Raw genomic sequence first — 13296 nt, forward strand, 5'->3', positions numbered from 1 at the left:
GAATAAAGAAAGGTATGATCGGATTGACAACAGAAGTGACCCACAAAATATATACCATGTGTATGATTCAAGACGGAAGCAAGGTATTGCTTATGAATAGACCCAATCGAAAGGGGTTTCCAGGTTATATTGCTCCAGGAGGAAAAGTAGAGTTTCCAGAAAGCATTGTGAATGGGGCCATTCGTGAAGTAAAGGAAGAAACGGGCTTAACCGTGACGGAAATTGTATTTAAAGGAATCGACGAATATTGTGATCCAAATCAAGGGCTGAGGTATATGGTCTTTAACTATCTAGCTACAGCTACTGAAGGTGAACTATTAAAAAATCCCCCTGAGGGAGAATTGCTTTGGGTGGATATGAAGGAGGCGCTAAATCTGCCGATGCAGGATTGGTTTAAGCGGAGATTTCCATTGTTTTTCGAGCCGGGAACGTTTGAGGTTAGTTTCGTTTGGCTGGCAGATACGGATGAAACCCTGGAAGCAACGATTAAGAGCTATGGTGTGTAGAGATGACAACGACATCTGGAGAATGGTGAAGAAGAGTTGGCAAAAGGGTTCTTTACTGCTTACGCACAAGGGATGGAAGCCAAAGAAGGATTTACTGAGCGTTTCCGGGTGCATATGCTGCATCAGCAGGTTCTAAACTGGGGATGTGCCAAAGCGATGAAGCTAGTCACTTGGGATGATAAGCTCTCTTTTGCAGATTGGGCGCAAAAGTTCATAGATATTGAGGTATATGAGAAATAGCAGATGAATTGGGTGTTTAATGAGAGGACAGTGAGTGGAATGCAGACCGTCAGATTGGTAAAGCCGGATCAGGACTGGAAGGAAGCTTATCTTTCATTTTATGAGGAATGGAAAAAGAGTCAGGAGCATATGGTACCTTGGGTGATCTCTGTAGAGCCGTACGATTTTGAAGGTATGCTGACGGTTTTAAGTAATCAGGAAAATGGAATGAACCTGTCTGAAGGCTGGGTCAAAAGCTCAACATACTGGCTTGTGAATGCGAATGAACAGGTTGTGGGAGCAGTGAATATCAGACATGACCTTAACGAACACCTAATGAATGCCGGAGGTCATATCGGTTACGGTATCCGTCCTTCTGCACGAGGGAACAGGTACGCTGTTACAATGCTGGCCTTGGCGTTAGAAAAAGCAAAAGAGCTGGGGATTTCCCGAGCCCTGGTCGTATGCGACTCCGATAATATTGCCTCCAAAAAAACAATCATACAAAACGGCGGAACGCCGGACAAGGATTACATAGAGGAAGACGGAAACCGTGTAAACCGGTTTTGGATCGAACTGTGAGTGAGAAAGAGGGGAACGCGGGAAGCTCATGAAATTATGGCCTGAATATGCACAAAACATCATTGTTGGTGTTATTTTTGAAGGGAAATGGAATTGGTATGTGACGGAAAGAGAGTATTGGTTTTTGAATACCGAGATGGAGGAACGGTTTGGCATCTCTATTTTGGATGAAACCACAGTGGGAGCATTTTTGGATCACATCTGTGAATATAAGGTGGCTACTGGTGAACTAACTTCAATGCTCCAGTTACTGGATGATGCTATCCAGCATCAGGATGAAGTGTTGGAGTTCTGTCCTGCTCTGTATGTTAACTTTGACGAGAAAGTTCTCTATTCGCTATTTCCTGAGCCAGCTTCGTTTGAACACTATGTCCCAGCGGGGTGGAAAGGGGAATATCAAAACTTTTTGAACGAGGTACCTTCACCTGAACAGTATTGGATGATCGATGGAAGTGATTTTTTTGAAACATTCACTTGATAGGACGAAGGAGGAAATGATTATATGGATTCTTCCATGCATGAGTTTATAATCATATCCAAGCACAGAATGTACGATCAATATTTGGTAAAGTTGCGGGCATGCATTGTGCTTTTGGATGAACAGGTGCTATGGCGCGTCGGTGAGGCGGAAACGAACAGTATTGGTGGGATCATCAACCATGTCATGGTGCATGTGCGCAGAAACGCAGTCAAGCTTATGGACCCGACGATTACATACAAGCAAGGAATGGAGGATAGCTTTATACCTTCCATGCAAAACAAGGAACAACTGATGGATGAGGTAGAAGAAGCTTTTTCATCCTTCTGTGCAGCAATCCTCGCAAAATTTACGAGAATAACGGAAGTAGTAGTTATATAAACCTATAAAATGTGGTTCTAAGGTCACAAAAAACTCTGTAATGGTCATGTTTTTATTTCTTAATTGATATTGATAATTATTATCACTTATAATAGGAGCAGACATATTACGCTATGATAGGGAGAGTTGCAGAGTGACAGTATCCTTGGAATTATATGATGTAACGATCATCGGCGGTGGTCCTGCCGGTATGTATACCGCATTTTACAGTGGAATGAGAGATATGAAGACCAAGCTGATCGAAGCCAAGCATGAGCTGGGCGGGCGGATGCGCATATACCCAGAGAAGATGATATGGGATGTCGGGGGGGTTACCCCGGTTTTATGTGAAAAGCTGATTGATCAGCTGGAGCAGCAGGCACGGACGTTCGAGCCTACCATTGTGCTGGGACAGCAGATCACTGGTTTGGATCGGCAAGAGGATGGCACGTTCCTGCTAACTTCTGCCACAGGGGAACAGCATTGGACACGCACGATCGTTCTGGCAGTAGGCTATGGTATTCTCAAAATGGCTAAGCTGGAGATTGAGGGGGCGGACCGCTATGAGGTTACGAACCTGCATTATACTGTACAAGAGCTGGAGCCATTCCGGGGCAAGCACGTCCTGATTTCCGGTGGGGGCGACTCGGCGGTGGATTGGGCGAATGAGCTGGAGTCTATTGCGGCGAGTGTGACCGTCGTACATCGTCGGGATCACTTTGGCGGACATGAGAAAAATGTAGCTCGTATGAAATCATCTTCGGTCCGTGTTCTCACACCATACGCGGTGAGTCAGCTACATAGCAACAATGGAGAGACGATTGAACAGGTGACGATCAGTCATGTAGATACGGACGAAATACAGGTGTTGAATGTCGATGCAGTCATCGTAAATCATGGACTAAAATCCGATTTCGGCCCGCTTCGGGATTGGGGGCTGGATATGGGTGAGTGGCATGCCCGAGTGAGCGAAAAGCTGGAAACGAATCTACCAGGGATTTTCGCGGCAGGCGATTTTGTTGAGTACGGAAGCAAGCTGTATCTGATTGCCGGTGCGTTCACAGATGCCGCCCTTGCACTGAACAGCGCGAAGCTGTACATTGATCCTGCAGCTGACAAAGCGGCATATGTATCTTCTCATAACAGCCGCTTTAAGGAGAAGAACCGCGAGCTTGGTGTCGTGGAGTAGAGTAAGATACGGAATTAAGTTAAAGAGGATCGGGTTTAGATAGACAAACGAAAAAGAACTTCCGCGACTACGATTGATGTGGTTTTGGAGGTTCTTTTTTTTGTCAGGTTACTGACTTCTCGTTCTAAAGGTTGGATGCCATACACTCTATAGAATAAAATGAAGAATGATTCGTAGTAAGCAAATGGACAAGCATTAAAAAATTAAACGAACCTACCATAGAAAGTATGGATGGGATTGAAAGGTGACATATGAAGAGACGAACGGAGCAACAGGAAGCGATGATGGCAGATATTATTCAAAAGGCGGAGCCGTATGTACAGCAACAGCTGGAGCATGACCACAGTGGTCACGATTGGTGGCATATAGACCGGGTGAGAAAGCTGTCCCTTAAAATTGCTGCCAAAGAGGGCGCAGATTCGTTTATTTGTGAGCTGGCAGCACTGCTGCATGATGTAGCGGATGAAAAATTAAATGATTCCAAACAAGCCGGGCTAGATAAAGTAGAGCAGTGGCTGCGTCTGCATATCAGCGATCCGAATGTAATCACGCACGTGATGACTATTATAGCTACGATGTCCTACAATGGTGGACAAAACCCGCCTATGGAGACGCTGGAAGGTCAAGTAGTGCAGGATGCGGATCGGTTGGATGCTCTTGGAGCGATTGGGATTGCAAGAACCTTTATGTATGCAGGCTCAAAAGGCAGCATGATGCATCACCCGGATAAAGACTTTTCACAGCATGAGTATCGTGCCGCAGGTAAAAGTGCCATATACCATTTTTACGAAAAGCTACTCAAGCTCAAAGATTTAATGAATACCACTTATGCCCGAGAGCTGGCGGAGGTTCGGCATCAATGGATGGAGATGTACTTGGATCAATTTTATAGAGAATGGAATGTGGATAATAAATAGAGTGTTTCAATAAGGCTGTTTCCTCTAACCGAGTTATCGGAGGGGAAACAGCCTTTATTTTTTTATAAATGTCATATTGATATTATCGAAAATGTGTGTTATTTTATTGTTAATAACAAAATGATAATAACAAAATATTATAAACTATAAAGAAAGCAGGGAAGCGGCTATGTTTGGATTTAATTTTGTTAAATTTCAGCCCAGTGAATATGTGATGAAGGTGAAAAACGGGAAGGTGGTTCGGGAGGGTGTTGGATTATCTTTTTATTATTACGCCCCGACCACCTCGGTCGTCGTCGTGCCCGTCTCTTCCATTGATGTACCGTTCATGTTTGAGGATATGACGAATGATTTTCAGGCGGTGACGGTGCAGGGGCAACTGACTTATCGAATTGTAGATTATCGAAGAACGACGCAGATTTTAAACTATACGTATGACTTGAAGGAACGACGCTACATTTCGGATGATCCGAGTAAGCTGGCCCAACGGGTGATTAACATCGCCAAAGTGCTTACCAAAAAGTATTTGGAGCGTGTCCCGCTCAAAGAAGCTGTTCAGTCCAGTGAACGTCTGGCCCAAAACATGACGAAGGATATTGCTCAGCATACGGAAATGGAAAAGCTCGGCATTGAGGTTATGGGATTGTCGATTTTGGCGATTCTACCCAATAAGGAGACGATGAGAGCGCTGGAGGCTCAAGCGAGGGAAGAGATTCTTCGCAACGCGGATCACGCTTTGTATGAGCGTCGTAATGCATCTATTGAGCAAGAGCGGCGTGTGAAGGAAAACGAGCTGAACACCGAGATTGCAGTGGAGACGAAAAAGAAACAAATCCGCGAAACTCAACTCGATGCCGAGCGTTCTGTGAAGCAAAAGCAAAGCGAGATGAAAGAGGAGCAGCTACGATTTGACACGGCCTTGGAGGAGAAAAAGCGTGAGCTGATTGAGCTGACCGTAACGAATAAAAAGGCAGAAGCCGATGCCAAGGCCTACGAGCTGACAGCAGTCATGAAATCGTTGCAGGATGTTGAGCCGAACGTACTTCAAGCTATGGCCAACATGGATATGAGCCCGGATAAGCTAATTGCGATAGCATTCCAGGAGCTTGCAGAAAATGCAGGGAAAATCGGTCAGCTGAATATTACACCGGATCTGCTGCAAGGTCTCATGTCAGATACGGGAGCAAACGGATCAGCAGGATCGAGAGGGTCTGGAGGAAGAACACGATGAGCAGCCGAATGACAGAGCAAAAGATCATTTTAGTGAAGCGTAAAACGCGACTGGAGGAACTGATTGTTCGATACAATACGGTGCAGCAGGCTCGCTTCTTTATGGAACGGCTGGGTGCGGATTTCAGTGATTATGTGCTGGAGGACGAAAATTACCGCAGGGCGGTGGCAACGACTACGTCGGAGTTAACGGCCTTGGGTCGAGTTCAGATTGTGGAGCGAGAGCATGTGCCGAACTTTATTTTTGGGGAGCAGGATACAGTGGTGGTACTGGGTCAGGATGGGCTGGTAGCCAACACGTTAAAATATTTGACTGAGCAGCCGCTTATCGGTGTGAATCCAGATCCATTGCGCTGGGACGGGGTATTACTGCCGTTTACTGTATCCGACCTGCGCTGGGTAGTGCCGGATGTATTCGTGCATAGACGGCCAATTAAGGAAGTTACGCTGGCTAAGGCCCAATTAAATGATGGCCAATCCTTGTATGCTGTAAATGATTTGTTCATTGGACGCAAAACTCATGTCTCCGCGAGATATGAGTTAAGACTGGAGGATCAGGTAGAGCAGCAATCCTCTAGCGGCATTATCGTTTCAACCGGATTGGGAGCGACAGGCTGGCTGACCAGCGTGCTTGCTGGAGCGGCCGGGATTGTCGGCAGTGCTACACGGCATCCAATCTCGCTGACTCCAGGCCAGCTGATGCCAGGTGCAGCCTTCAGTCAGGAAGGGGCAGTAGACGGAACGAGTCAGGATCATCGTGCAACCTGGAGTTTGCCATCACTTTATTTTACAGTGAGAGAACCCTTCCCCAGTCGAACGACTGCTGCGGATCTTGTGTTTGGTCAGGTAGCAGCCGAAAAGCCGTTACGGATTGCATCGCAGATGCCGGAAAATGGAGTTATTTTCAGCGATGGAGTGGAAAGCGACTTTCTGGAGTTTAATGCTGGCATTGAGGCGACCATTGAACCAGCGGAGAAAAAAGGACATCTGGTCGTGTAGAGGTTTGTACAGGGCGGCAATGGGTAATTATGAGTAAGGTACAACCATCAGATGAAATTAAAAAAGGAGGAATCAACATGAGCGATCACACTCAAGACGAAGCGAAAATCCGCAACAAGAAGGACGAGGACGGAGATTCCTTGATGGAGAAAACGAAGCTGGAAAATGGCGTGGATATCGAGCCTGAGGCTGATGAATGGATTGCGAAGCCCTCACCAGTGTCATACGATGATACGAACTCCTCTTCGAAGAAATAAGGCTCTTGTGTCCAAATAGAGCAGTGAAGCAAAGACAGATGACCCCTAATTGGGTCATCTGTCTTTTTTACATAGGTTAGTTGAATCTGGAGTATACCTTCCATACGAGCTCACGACGGCTGCTTACATCTGTTTTCAAGAAAATCGCTTTCAGATGATCCTGCACCGTGTAGGCAGTAATATGAAGTGCGCTGGCCAGCTCCTTGGTCGAAAAGCCTTGAACAATGAGCTGGACAATTTGTCTCTCTCGTTCGGACCATGAGTACACCTCGGTCATAAGCGGCAGCATGTCAGTTGCTTTAGCAGCCTCAAACCATACGGCTAGCTGTTTCTGGCCCGTATGCTCCTGTCCGCCTTGCAAATGGGTGGCCCTGATGGTTACCCATGGGGTTCCTGCGTCTGCGGAAGGAATACATAGTCGGGCTGGTGCAGTGGCAGTGGATAGCGCTCGCAAGCATACCGCCCGGACAGGAGCCGGAAGGCTGTCTTCATGGATTCCCTCCTGCTGCCGAAGCAGCTGTAGCCACTGCTCTGCTACTGTATTGGATGAGATCGGTTCTAGCTTATCAGAAAGTATGAGAACTCCTGGTTCAAGTTCATTTTCCGTAATCATGGCAGGGGCTGGAGATAGACCGACACTGGCCTGACGCAGATGGTAGGCAATGGATGGCGCTAACGCTTCAAGCAGTTGTTGCTCTTCCTCGCTGAATACAGGTTTTCCATGATGACGGAACAACGTAAGAAATCCCCAACAGCTCCCTTTGTACATAAACGGAACACGTAGCTCGTCCCCGAATCCAGCGGGTTGCAAAACATCTCTATATCGTGTGCTCCGATCCGGTTGGCCTTGTGTAGACCCATGTAGCGTCGCTACAGACTGTCCTTCTCGCACCAACTGATCATATTTCATCATATCGTCGTGCAGATATTCGTATTCTAGCAGTTTGTTATGAATGTCCTCCACACCCGACTCTGTAAATGCTCCCGTGGAAAGCAGCGTACGCGGATCTACTGAGGTACAGCACGCCGCATCGAAAGCAACCTGAGTACGCAAACGGTCGATTAGGGTGTGCTTGTACGTTAGGGATGAGGGGGCTTTTTTCCCCAGATCAATGATCTGCTGTCGAGCGTCCTTAAGCTGTGCAAATTGCGTGTAATGTGCGTTCATCATTTACTCCTATCGTGAAAGCTGGAGGTTCTCAAGCGCGATTATTAAATCCCACATTTATGGGATGGTGGATATTCGTATTGTCTTTATAATTGAGAATGATTCTTAATTAAATCAACAATAAACGAATGGTCTGAGAAGATCAAGGCTAAATGTTTGGAGGAAAGCACATATGAAACATACCCCTATTGGAAATACGGACTCAAATCAACCTATGAGCTGGAATCATCCGAATGTGCATAAGTACGCGGATACGATTGCTTTAAAAATACCTGGATATGCTCATTTGTACGAGATGACAGACTGTTTGATAGCCGCACAACTTGAGGCACAAGCTCATATTCGAAATATAGATCCAAATGTGCTAATTGTCGGAGCTGGAGGCGGCCAGGAATTGATTACGCTCGGAGAGCGCCATGAAGCATGGTCCTTTACGGCAGTTGATCCCTCCGAGCACATGCTGGATTTGGCACGTAAGCGTGTGACACATGCGGGCATCAGTTCAACAATGTCGTTTGTTGCAGGTACGTTGGAAGAGTCATCCAGAGGACCGGTCTATGACGCTGCAACCTGCCTGCTGGTGCTTCATTTTCTTCAGAGCTTGGAAAGTAAACAGGCATTGCTACGCCAGATATCTGCTCGACTCAAGCCGGGTGCACCTTTTTGTCTAGCTTCTATTAATGGGAATTCGCAGGAGCCTTCTTTTTCCATCCAAATGCAGGCGTGGAAGGGTCATATGCTGAGTCAGGGCATTTCACTGGAGGAATGGGAACGCTTCGCTGCTTCCATCGGTCGTGAGTCAAACCCGGTGTCCAATGCGGCAATACAGGAACTGTTGATAGATGCAGGCTTTACCTACATCACCCGGTATTATGGCGCTTTTTTAGTAAATGCATGGTTTGCGGTTAAAGAGGGAGAGACGACTTATGACAAAGGATAACATCATCATCATTGGCGGGTATGGCCATGTTGGAAAAATTATATGCACGGAGTTAAGTGAAATGTTTCCCGGCAAGGTATTTGCCGCAGGTCGTAGTCTGGAGCGGGCCACTGAATTTAGTAGACAATCGAATGGTGAGATACGGCCCTTGCAGCTAAATATTCATGAGCCGATGGACCCGTCGATATTAGAGCAAGCTAAATTGGTTATCATGTGTCTGGATCAGGACAATACGGCCTTGGTACGTGCCTGTCTTCGACATGGGGTGCATTACATGGATATTACAGCGAATGCGGCCTTTTTGAGTCAAGTGGAGCAGTGTCATCAAGAGGCCCGAGCTTATCAGGCCACAGCCCTGTTAAGTGTAGGATTAGCTCCGGGGCTGACCAATTTGTTAGCACTGCAAGCGACACAGCTCATGGATCAGACAGATGAGTTGAACATATCTTTGATGCTAGGCTTGGGAGATCAACACGGTCAGGCTGCCATTGAGTGGACAGTAGATCAGATTCATGCCGATTTGGAGGTTATAGAACAGGGACGCCCTGTGACTCGAAAAAGCTTTACCGACGGCATAGTGGCAGACTTTGGTGCAGGAGTGGGGCGTCATCGGGCGTATCGATTTCCTTTTTCGGATCAGCAGACACTTCCTCGTACGCTCAAAGTTCCTACGGTTAGCACACGCCTTTGCTTCGATTCGCGCTTGACCACCCGGCTTCTGGCAGGGCTTCGAACGATAGGAGTATCAAGTCTACTCCGACAGCAAACCGTGCGTAATGCGGTGGTTCGCAGCTTTGGCAAGATACATCTAGGAGGGAACGTTGTAGCGGTCAAGGTAGATGCCCGAGGAACGCTCAATGGCAAGGAGACGAAGGTAGAATGTCGGCTGAGGGGGCACCATCAATCTGATTTAACCGCTAAGGCAGCCGTCTTTGCAGCGCTCGCCCTGTACCGTTCTGAGCTTCCATATGGTGTATTTCACATGGAGCAGGTTTTTTCGTGGAATCGCATGCAGGCTTGGTTGGGGCAGCAAGTATCCGTAGATATTCAGGTGAACGGACAGCAAGCATAGAAATCATATATTTTAATAAAGGACTCTCATATAATCCAAGCTTATTCAGCAATGTATTGCGGATAAGTCTTGGATTTCTTTTCCTATTGAATTACACTAGAATAAAGTACATATTTTTGGAAAAGACCTAAGGGGATGATATGAAATGTGGAACCCCTATGAAAATAGCAGACAGCATCCGCACGATTTTACAATAAAATATCGATTTTACACGCCGGAAGAAGGAGGCAGGAAACAGCTGCCTATTCAGGGTTATCGCTGTGATTTTGCCTATGAGAGCGATGAAATCACGACGATGGGAATTTATGCCATACATCCTGAGTTTGAAGATGAAGATGGTCAATTGATCATGGATACCGAGCATCCGGTTCGCCGCGAAGGACAGGCGAGAATGTGGATTTTATTTGGAGAAATGAGGGGAAAGGTACACGGACACCGGATACAGGTAGGAACGAGGGGATATTTTATGGAAGGCCTGCGCCGTGTTGGTGAAGTTGAAGTTACAAGCCTGGTAGGCCTCTTGACCAATCCGGTCAACTAGCTAGCTGCTGAGGAGTCGATAAGAGATGGATATCGCTTATATCATAGATTTATTACGTAAACACGATGTGACCTTAGCTCCAGGCTTATCCATGCAAGAGGTTACCGATGTCGAAGGCAGGTATGATATTCACTTCCCGCCCGATTTGAGGGAGCTTCTGATGAGTGTTCTTCCCATCGGTAAAAGCTTTATCCCTTGGAGAGATACGTCACCACAGCGGATGGGTGTAATTCGGCAAAGGTTGAATTGGCCGCTGGAAGGTATGATTTTTGATGTGGAGCAGCATATATTCTGGCCTCCCGAATGGGGCGAAAAACCGACAGATTCGGCGGAAGCCGTTGATATATGTAAACGTGAGATTTTACGTGTGCCCAAGCTAATCCCGATCAACGGACATCGATATATCCCAGAGCAGCCATCTGAAGAAGGAAATCCGGTATTTTCAGTGTATCAAACGGATATTATCGTGTATGGGGAATGTTTGCAGGAGTATTTCAAGCTGGAATTTGGAGAGAAGCCTTATGAACAAATTGATTTTAATGCCGTAAAAAAGGTGCGTTTTTGGAGCAACTTTTGTGAGTGAGTGTCAGGAAGATGAATAAGTCGAAACGAAGGAAGGGGAGCATGATGTGAAGGTGGAGCAGGATTTGGAAGAAATCAAAGAAAGGTTGACCCAGATTGAGACCAAACTGGAACAAAAGTCGACCTCCAAGAGAATCTTGAAGTACATGATCATCATTTTCTTGTCTATTTTTTTTCTTTTATTTCTAATAGGAATTATTCAATTTGTCTCAACCTAATCGGTGCAAGAGGATGAAGGAAGGGAGCTATTTATGTCCATAGAAGCGATTATTTTTGATCTGGATAATACTCTTATTCATCGTAAACAGGCGTTTGCGGCATATACAGAGCGCTTTATAGAACGATTTATTGTGGCAGAAGAACCTGCGATCCGCGCGGCTGTCGTTGAACAGATACGTTTGGCGGATCAGGACGGATATCGGGATAAGAGGGAACTGTATACCGAGCTGCATGCAGACTTGGAACTGAAAAATCCCGATACGTCAGTACAAGAGATGTTGGGCTTTTGGTATGGTGAATTTCATAAGTTTACGGTGTTGATGGACGGGGCCAAGGAAGTGCTGTCTGAACTGCGGTCTCGTGGCTTGAAGCTTGGTATTATTACCAACGGCTCACTCCGTACGCAGCAAGCGAAAATCGACCGAGTTATGCTGAGGGATTATGTCGATTCTATTATCGTATCGGGCGGCGTCAACATCCAGAAGCCTAATCCTCGAATTTTCGAGTTGGCTCTGAATGAGCTGGGCATTGTCGATCCCGGCCATGCCTGCTATGTAGGCGATCACCCGACAAATGATATTCGTGGTGCACAAAGTGCAGGATTGCATACCATCTGGCTGGAAGGCTTTATGACGTGGCAGGAAACGGGCATTGTACCGGACTATCAGATTGGGAGTTTGCGTGAAATCACAGGTTGGCTGGATCGTCGCAGTTATTCAACGAATAAGGAGGAGGGTGCATCATGAGTATGGAGCAGCAAACGAATCCCATTCTCTTATCGTTCCCTGACCAATTCCAGACGGAACGATTGACCATACGTGCCCCGCAGTGGGGGGATGGGGCGGCTGTCAATGAGGCGATGCGAGAGAGTGCGAATGAACTGCGGCCTTGGCTTCCGTTTGCAAGAAATCTTCCTACGGCAGAGGAATCTGAAATCCGTTCGCGCCAAGCCAGACTTAAATTTCTGGATCGGTCTGATATGATGTTGTATATATTTGATACGGTTTCTGGAGAATTTGTAGCCAGCAGCGGTCTGCATCGTATTGATTGGGATGCACGAAGATTTGAAATTGGGTATTGGCTCAGAACATCATGGACCGGAAAAGGCATTATCACAGAGGCCGTGCACGGTATTACGAATTTTGCCATACAGCATTTGAATGCCAATCGGGTGGAGATTCGTTGTGATTCCAGAAACACGCGCAGCGCCAAGGTAGCGGAACGTGCAGGTTTTACACTGGAGGGGATTTTAAGAAACGTCGAGTATGATGAAGAGGGAAGCATGGCACACCAAATGGTTTTTGCCAAGGTGCGTGGTATTGAATTTTAGTATCCTCACATGAACAGTTTGGAAGTTGCTGATGGTTTGTACGATATTACGGAGGCTCATTATGATTAATTATATTATGAAAAATACAGACAAGTTAGTGTGCATACAATATGTCATCAGCAAAAGGTTCAGCAATCTTGCAAGCGCTATCCAAAAGAGGATGCTTTACGAATTTCCAGCAGCTTGGCGAAGATGTCCCAGCATTAGGACAGGTGATTTAGCATGAGGAGCGTTCGTAAGAGCGTCATTAGAAAGGCCAATCGGGAAATAAAGGCGAAATTCCGCTGGAAGGCCCGCGCTGCGTACCTAATTGCTGTGCTGGTCACGATTTTGTTGGGTTTGGGAAGCCGGGTTTTCTCCTCCCAGTTGCCTGAATTCGTTGCTAATCACTTTGGGGATGCTTTGTGGGCGTGCATGATTTATTTTGGGCTGAGAATGTTGTGGGTGAATCGTCAATTGTCTGTAGCCCTGTGGGGCAGCTTGCTGTTTTGCTTCGCCATTGAGTTCAGCCAGATGTACCAGGCACCCTGGATTAACCACATTCGGGCAACGACGCTGGGTGGCTTGGTGCTTGGGAAAGGGTTCCTGACCGCGGATCTGATCAGGTACACGGTTGGCATTGTGGTATCCTGGGCGCTGGATCAAGGCTGTCAAAAGCTGGCGGGGAGCAATACACGTAGAGACAATGACAAACCACTTAAATAACC

General features: G+C 46.7%; 18 protein-coding genes. 17 read left to right on the forward strand and 1 reads right to left on the reverse strand.

Annotated elements, in window-relative coordinates:
- Positions 1-14: 14 nt before the first annotated feature.
- From ACWGXJ_RS07240 to ACWGXJ_RS07285, 10 genes are all read left to right on the forward strand, one after another.
- On the forward strand, positions 15-506 hold the full coding sequence (locus ACWGXJ_RS07240; RefSeq protein ID WP_165176227.1) for an 8-oxo-dGTP diphosphatase: 492 nt from the start codon (positions 15-17) through the stop codon (positions 504-506).
- Between the two features lie 36 nt (positions 507-542).
- Positions 543-746 carry a hypothetical protein gene (locus ACWGXJ_RS07245; RefSeq protein WP_322173889.1) on the forward strand — a complete coding sequence of 68 codons (204 nt, stop codon included), beginning with the start codon at positions 543-545 and terminating at the stop codon, positions 744-746.
- A 39-nt stretch (positions 747-785) separates the two neighbouring features.
- Positions 786-1307, forward strand: a complete 522-nt coding sequence (locus ACWGXJ_RS07250; RefSeq protein ID WP_209949613.1) for a GNAT family N-acetyltransferase — start codon at positions 786-788, stop codon at positions 1305-1307.
- A 28-nt stretch (positions 1308-1335) separates the two neighbouring features.
- Positions 1336-1785: a hypothetical protein gene (locus ACWGXJ_RS07255; protein ID WP_322173887.1), complete on the forward strand. Its 450-nt coding sequence runs from the start codon at positions 1336-1338 to the stop codon at positions 1783-1785.
- A 24-nt stretch (positions 1786-1809) separates the two neighbouring features.
- Complete coding sequence (locus ACWGXJ_RS07260) at positions 1810-2166, forward strand: hypothetical protein (RefSeq protein ID WP_322173885.1); 357 nt, start codon at positions 1810-1812, stop codon at positions 2164-2166.
- Positions 2167-2299: 133 nt separating this feature from the next.
- Entirely contained in the window at positions 2300-3334 is a 1035-nt protein-coding gene (locus tag ACWGXJ_RS07265; protein WP_103047635.1) for an NAD(P)/FAD-dependent oxidoreductase, read from the forward strand.
- Between the two features lie 251 nt (positions 3335-3585).
- The gene (locus ACWGXJ_RS07270) at positions 3586-4251 is read left to right on the forward strand and encodes an HD domain-containing protein (protein ID WP_452566481.1); all 666 of its coding nucleotides are present in this window, start codon (positions 3586-3588) and stop codon (positions 4249-4251) included.
- 169 nt (positions 4252-4420) lie between these two features.
- Positions 4421-5482 carry an SPFH domain-containing protein gene (locus ACWGXJ_RS07275; RefSeq protein WP_250261995.1) on the forward strand — a complete coding sequence of 354 codons (1062 nt, stop codon included), beginning with the start codon at positions 4421-4423 and terminating at the stop codon, positions 5480-5482.
- Positions 5479-6480, forward strand: a complete 1002-nt coding sequence (locus ACWGXJ_RS07280; RefSeq protein WP_452566482.1) for a sugar kinase — start codon at positions 5479-5481, stop codon at positions 6478-6480. Before ACWGXJ_RS07275 ends, ACWGXJ_RS07280 begins: the two co-directional genes overlap by 4 nt.
- A 77-nt stretch (positions 6481-6557) precedes the next feature.
- A complete protein-coding gene (locus ACWGXJ_RS07285; protein WP_013309345.1) occupies positions 6558-6737 on the forward strand; it encodes a hypothetical protein in 180 nt (59 codons plus the stop codon).
- A 76-nt stretch (positions 6738-6813) separates the two neighbouring features.
- On the opposite strand, the gene ACWGXJ_RS07290 is transcribed toward ACWGXJ_RS07285, so the two are convergent.
- Complete coding sequence (locus ACWGXJ_RS07290) at positions 6814-7905, reverse strand: LuxR C-terminal-related transcriptional regulator (RefSeq protein WP_452567877.1); 1092 nt, start codon at positions 7903-7905, stop codon at positions 6814-6816.
- Positions 7906-8077: 172 nt separating this feature from the next.
- Between ACWGXJ_RS07290 and ACWGXJ_RS07295 the strand changes: the two genes are divergently transcribed.
- From ACWGXJ_RS07295 to ACWGXJ_RS07325, 7 genes are all read left to right on the forward strand, one after another.
- Complete coding sequence (locus ACWGXJ_RS07295; protein WP_452566483.1) at positions 8078-8845, forward strand: class I SAM-dependent methyltransferase; 768 nt, start codon at positions 8078-8080, stop codon at positions 8843-8845.
- Positions 8832-9917, forward strand: coding sequence for a saccharopine dehydrogenase family protein (locus tag ACWGXJ_RS07300; protein WP_452566484.1), 1086 nt, complete (start codon positions 8832-8834; stop codon positions 9915-9917). Before ACWGXJ_RS07295 ends, ACWGXJ_RS07300 begins: the two co-directional genes overlap by 14 nt.
- A 145-nt stretch (positions 9918-10062) precedes the next feature.
- Positions 10063-10458, forward strand: coding sequence for a hypothetical protein (locus ACWGXJ_RS07305; protein WP_452566485.1), 396 nt, complete (start codon positions 10063-10065; stop codon positions 10456-10458).
- 25 nt (positions 10459-10483) lie between these two features.
- Entirely contained in the window at positions 10484-11041 is a 558-nt protein-coding gene (locus ACWGXJ_RS07310; RefSeq protein ID WP_061829100.1) for an SMI1/KNR4 family protein, read from the forward strand.
- 250 nt (positions 11042-11291) lie between these two features.
- Positions 11292-12005 carry an HAD family hydrolase gene (locus ACWGXJ_RS07315; protein ID WP_069291454.1) on the forward strand — a complete coding sequence of 238 codons (714 nt, stop codon included), beginning with the start codon at positions 11292-11294 and terminating at the stop codon, positions 12003-12005.
- Entirely contained in the window at positions 12002-12589 is a 588-nt protein-coding gene (locus tag ACWGXJ_RS07320; protein WP_452566486.1) for a GNAT family N-acetyltransferase, read from the forward strand. The genes ACWGXJ_RS07315 and ACWGXJ_RS07320 overlap by 4 nt, the downstream gene beginning before the upstream one ends.
- A 222-nt stretch (positions 12590-12811) precedes the next feature.
- Positions 12812-13294 (forward strand): ribosomal maturation YjgA family protein, encoded by a 483-nt coding sequence (locus tag ACWGXJ_RS07325; RefSeq protein WP_235307856.1) that lies wholly within the window; start codon positions 12812-12814, stop codon positions 13292-13294.
- Positions 13295-13296: the final 2 nt, after the last annotated feature.

It is taken from the genome of Paenibacillus sp. S33, from assembly GCF_053615415.1.

What these genes read in the sequence shown, in the direction of transcription:
- ACWGXJ_RS07240 (WP_165176227.1), top strand. Translation starts at nt 15, where the DNA reads ATGATCGGATTGACAACAGAAGTGACCCACAAAATATATACCATGTGT.
- ACWGXJ_RS07250 (WP_209949613.1), top strand. Translation starts at nt 786, where the DNA reads ATGCAGACCGTCAGATTGGTAAAGCCGGATCAGGACTGGAAGGAAGCT.
- ACWGXJ_RS07255 (WP_322173887.1), top strand. Translation starts at nt 1,336, where the DNA reads ATGAAATTATGGCCTGAATATGCACAAAACATCATTGTTGGTGTTATT.
- ACWGXJ_RS07260 (WP_322173885.1), top strand. Translation starts at nt 1,810, where the DNA reads ATGGATTCTTCCATGCATGAGTTTATAATCATATCCAAGCACAGAATG.
- ACWGXJ_RS07270 (WP_452566481.1), top strand. Translation starts at nt 3,586, where the DNA reads ATGAAGAGACGAACGGAGCAACAGGAAGCGATGATGGCAGATATTATT.
- ACWGXJ_RS07275 (WP_250261995.1), top strand. Translation starts at nt 4,421, where the DNA reads ATGTTTGGATTTAATTTTGTTAAATTTCAGCCCAGTGAATATGTGATG.
- ACWGXJ_RS07280 (WP_452566482.1), top strand. Translation starts at nt 5,479, where the DNA reads ATGAGCAGCCGAATGACAGAGCAAAAGATCATTTTAGTGAAGCGTAAA.
- ACWGXJ_RS07285 (WP_013309345.1), top strand. Translation starts at nt 6,558, where the DNA reads ATGAGCGATCACACTCAAGACGAAGCGAAAATCCGCAACAAGAAGGAC.
- ACWGXJ_RS07290 (WP_452567877.1), bottom strand. Translation starts at nt 7,905, where the DNA reads ATGAACGCACATTACACGCAATTTGCACAGCTTAAGGACGCTCGACAG.
- ACWGXJ_RS07295 (WP_452566483.1), top strand. Translation starts at nt 8,078, where the DNA reads ATGAAACATACCCCTATTGGAAATACGGACTCAAATCAACCTATGAGC.
- ACWGXJ_RS07300 (WP_452566484.1), top strand. Translation starts at nt 8,832, where the DNA reads ATGACAAAGGATAACATCATCATCATTGGCGGGTATGGCCATGTTGGA.
- ACWGXJ_RS07305 (WP_452566485.1), top strand. Translation starts at nt 10,063, where the DNA reads ATGTGGAACCCCTATGAAAATAGCAGACAGCATCCGCACGATTTTACA.
- ACWGXJ_RS07310 (WP_061829100.1), top strand. Translation starts at nt 10,484, where the DNA reads ATGGATATCGCTTATATCATAGATTTATTACGTAAACACGATGTGACC.
- ACWGXJ_RS07315 (WP_069291454.1), top strand. Translation starts at nt 11,292, where the DNA reads ATGTCCATAGAAGCGATTATTTTTGATCTGGATAATACTCTTATTCAT.
- ACWGXJ_RS07320 (WP_452566486.1), top strand. Translation starts at nt 12,002, where the DNA reads ATGAGTATGGAGCAGCAAACGAATCCCATTCTCTTATCGTTCCCTGAC.
- ACWGXJ_RS07325 (WP_235307856.1), top strand. Translation starts at nt 12,812, where the DNA reads ATGAGGAGCGTTCGTAAGAGCGTCATTAGAAAGGCCAATCGGGAAATA.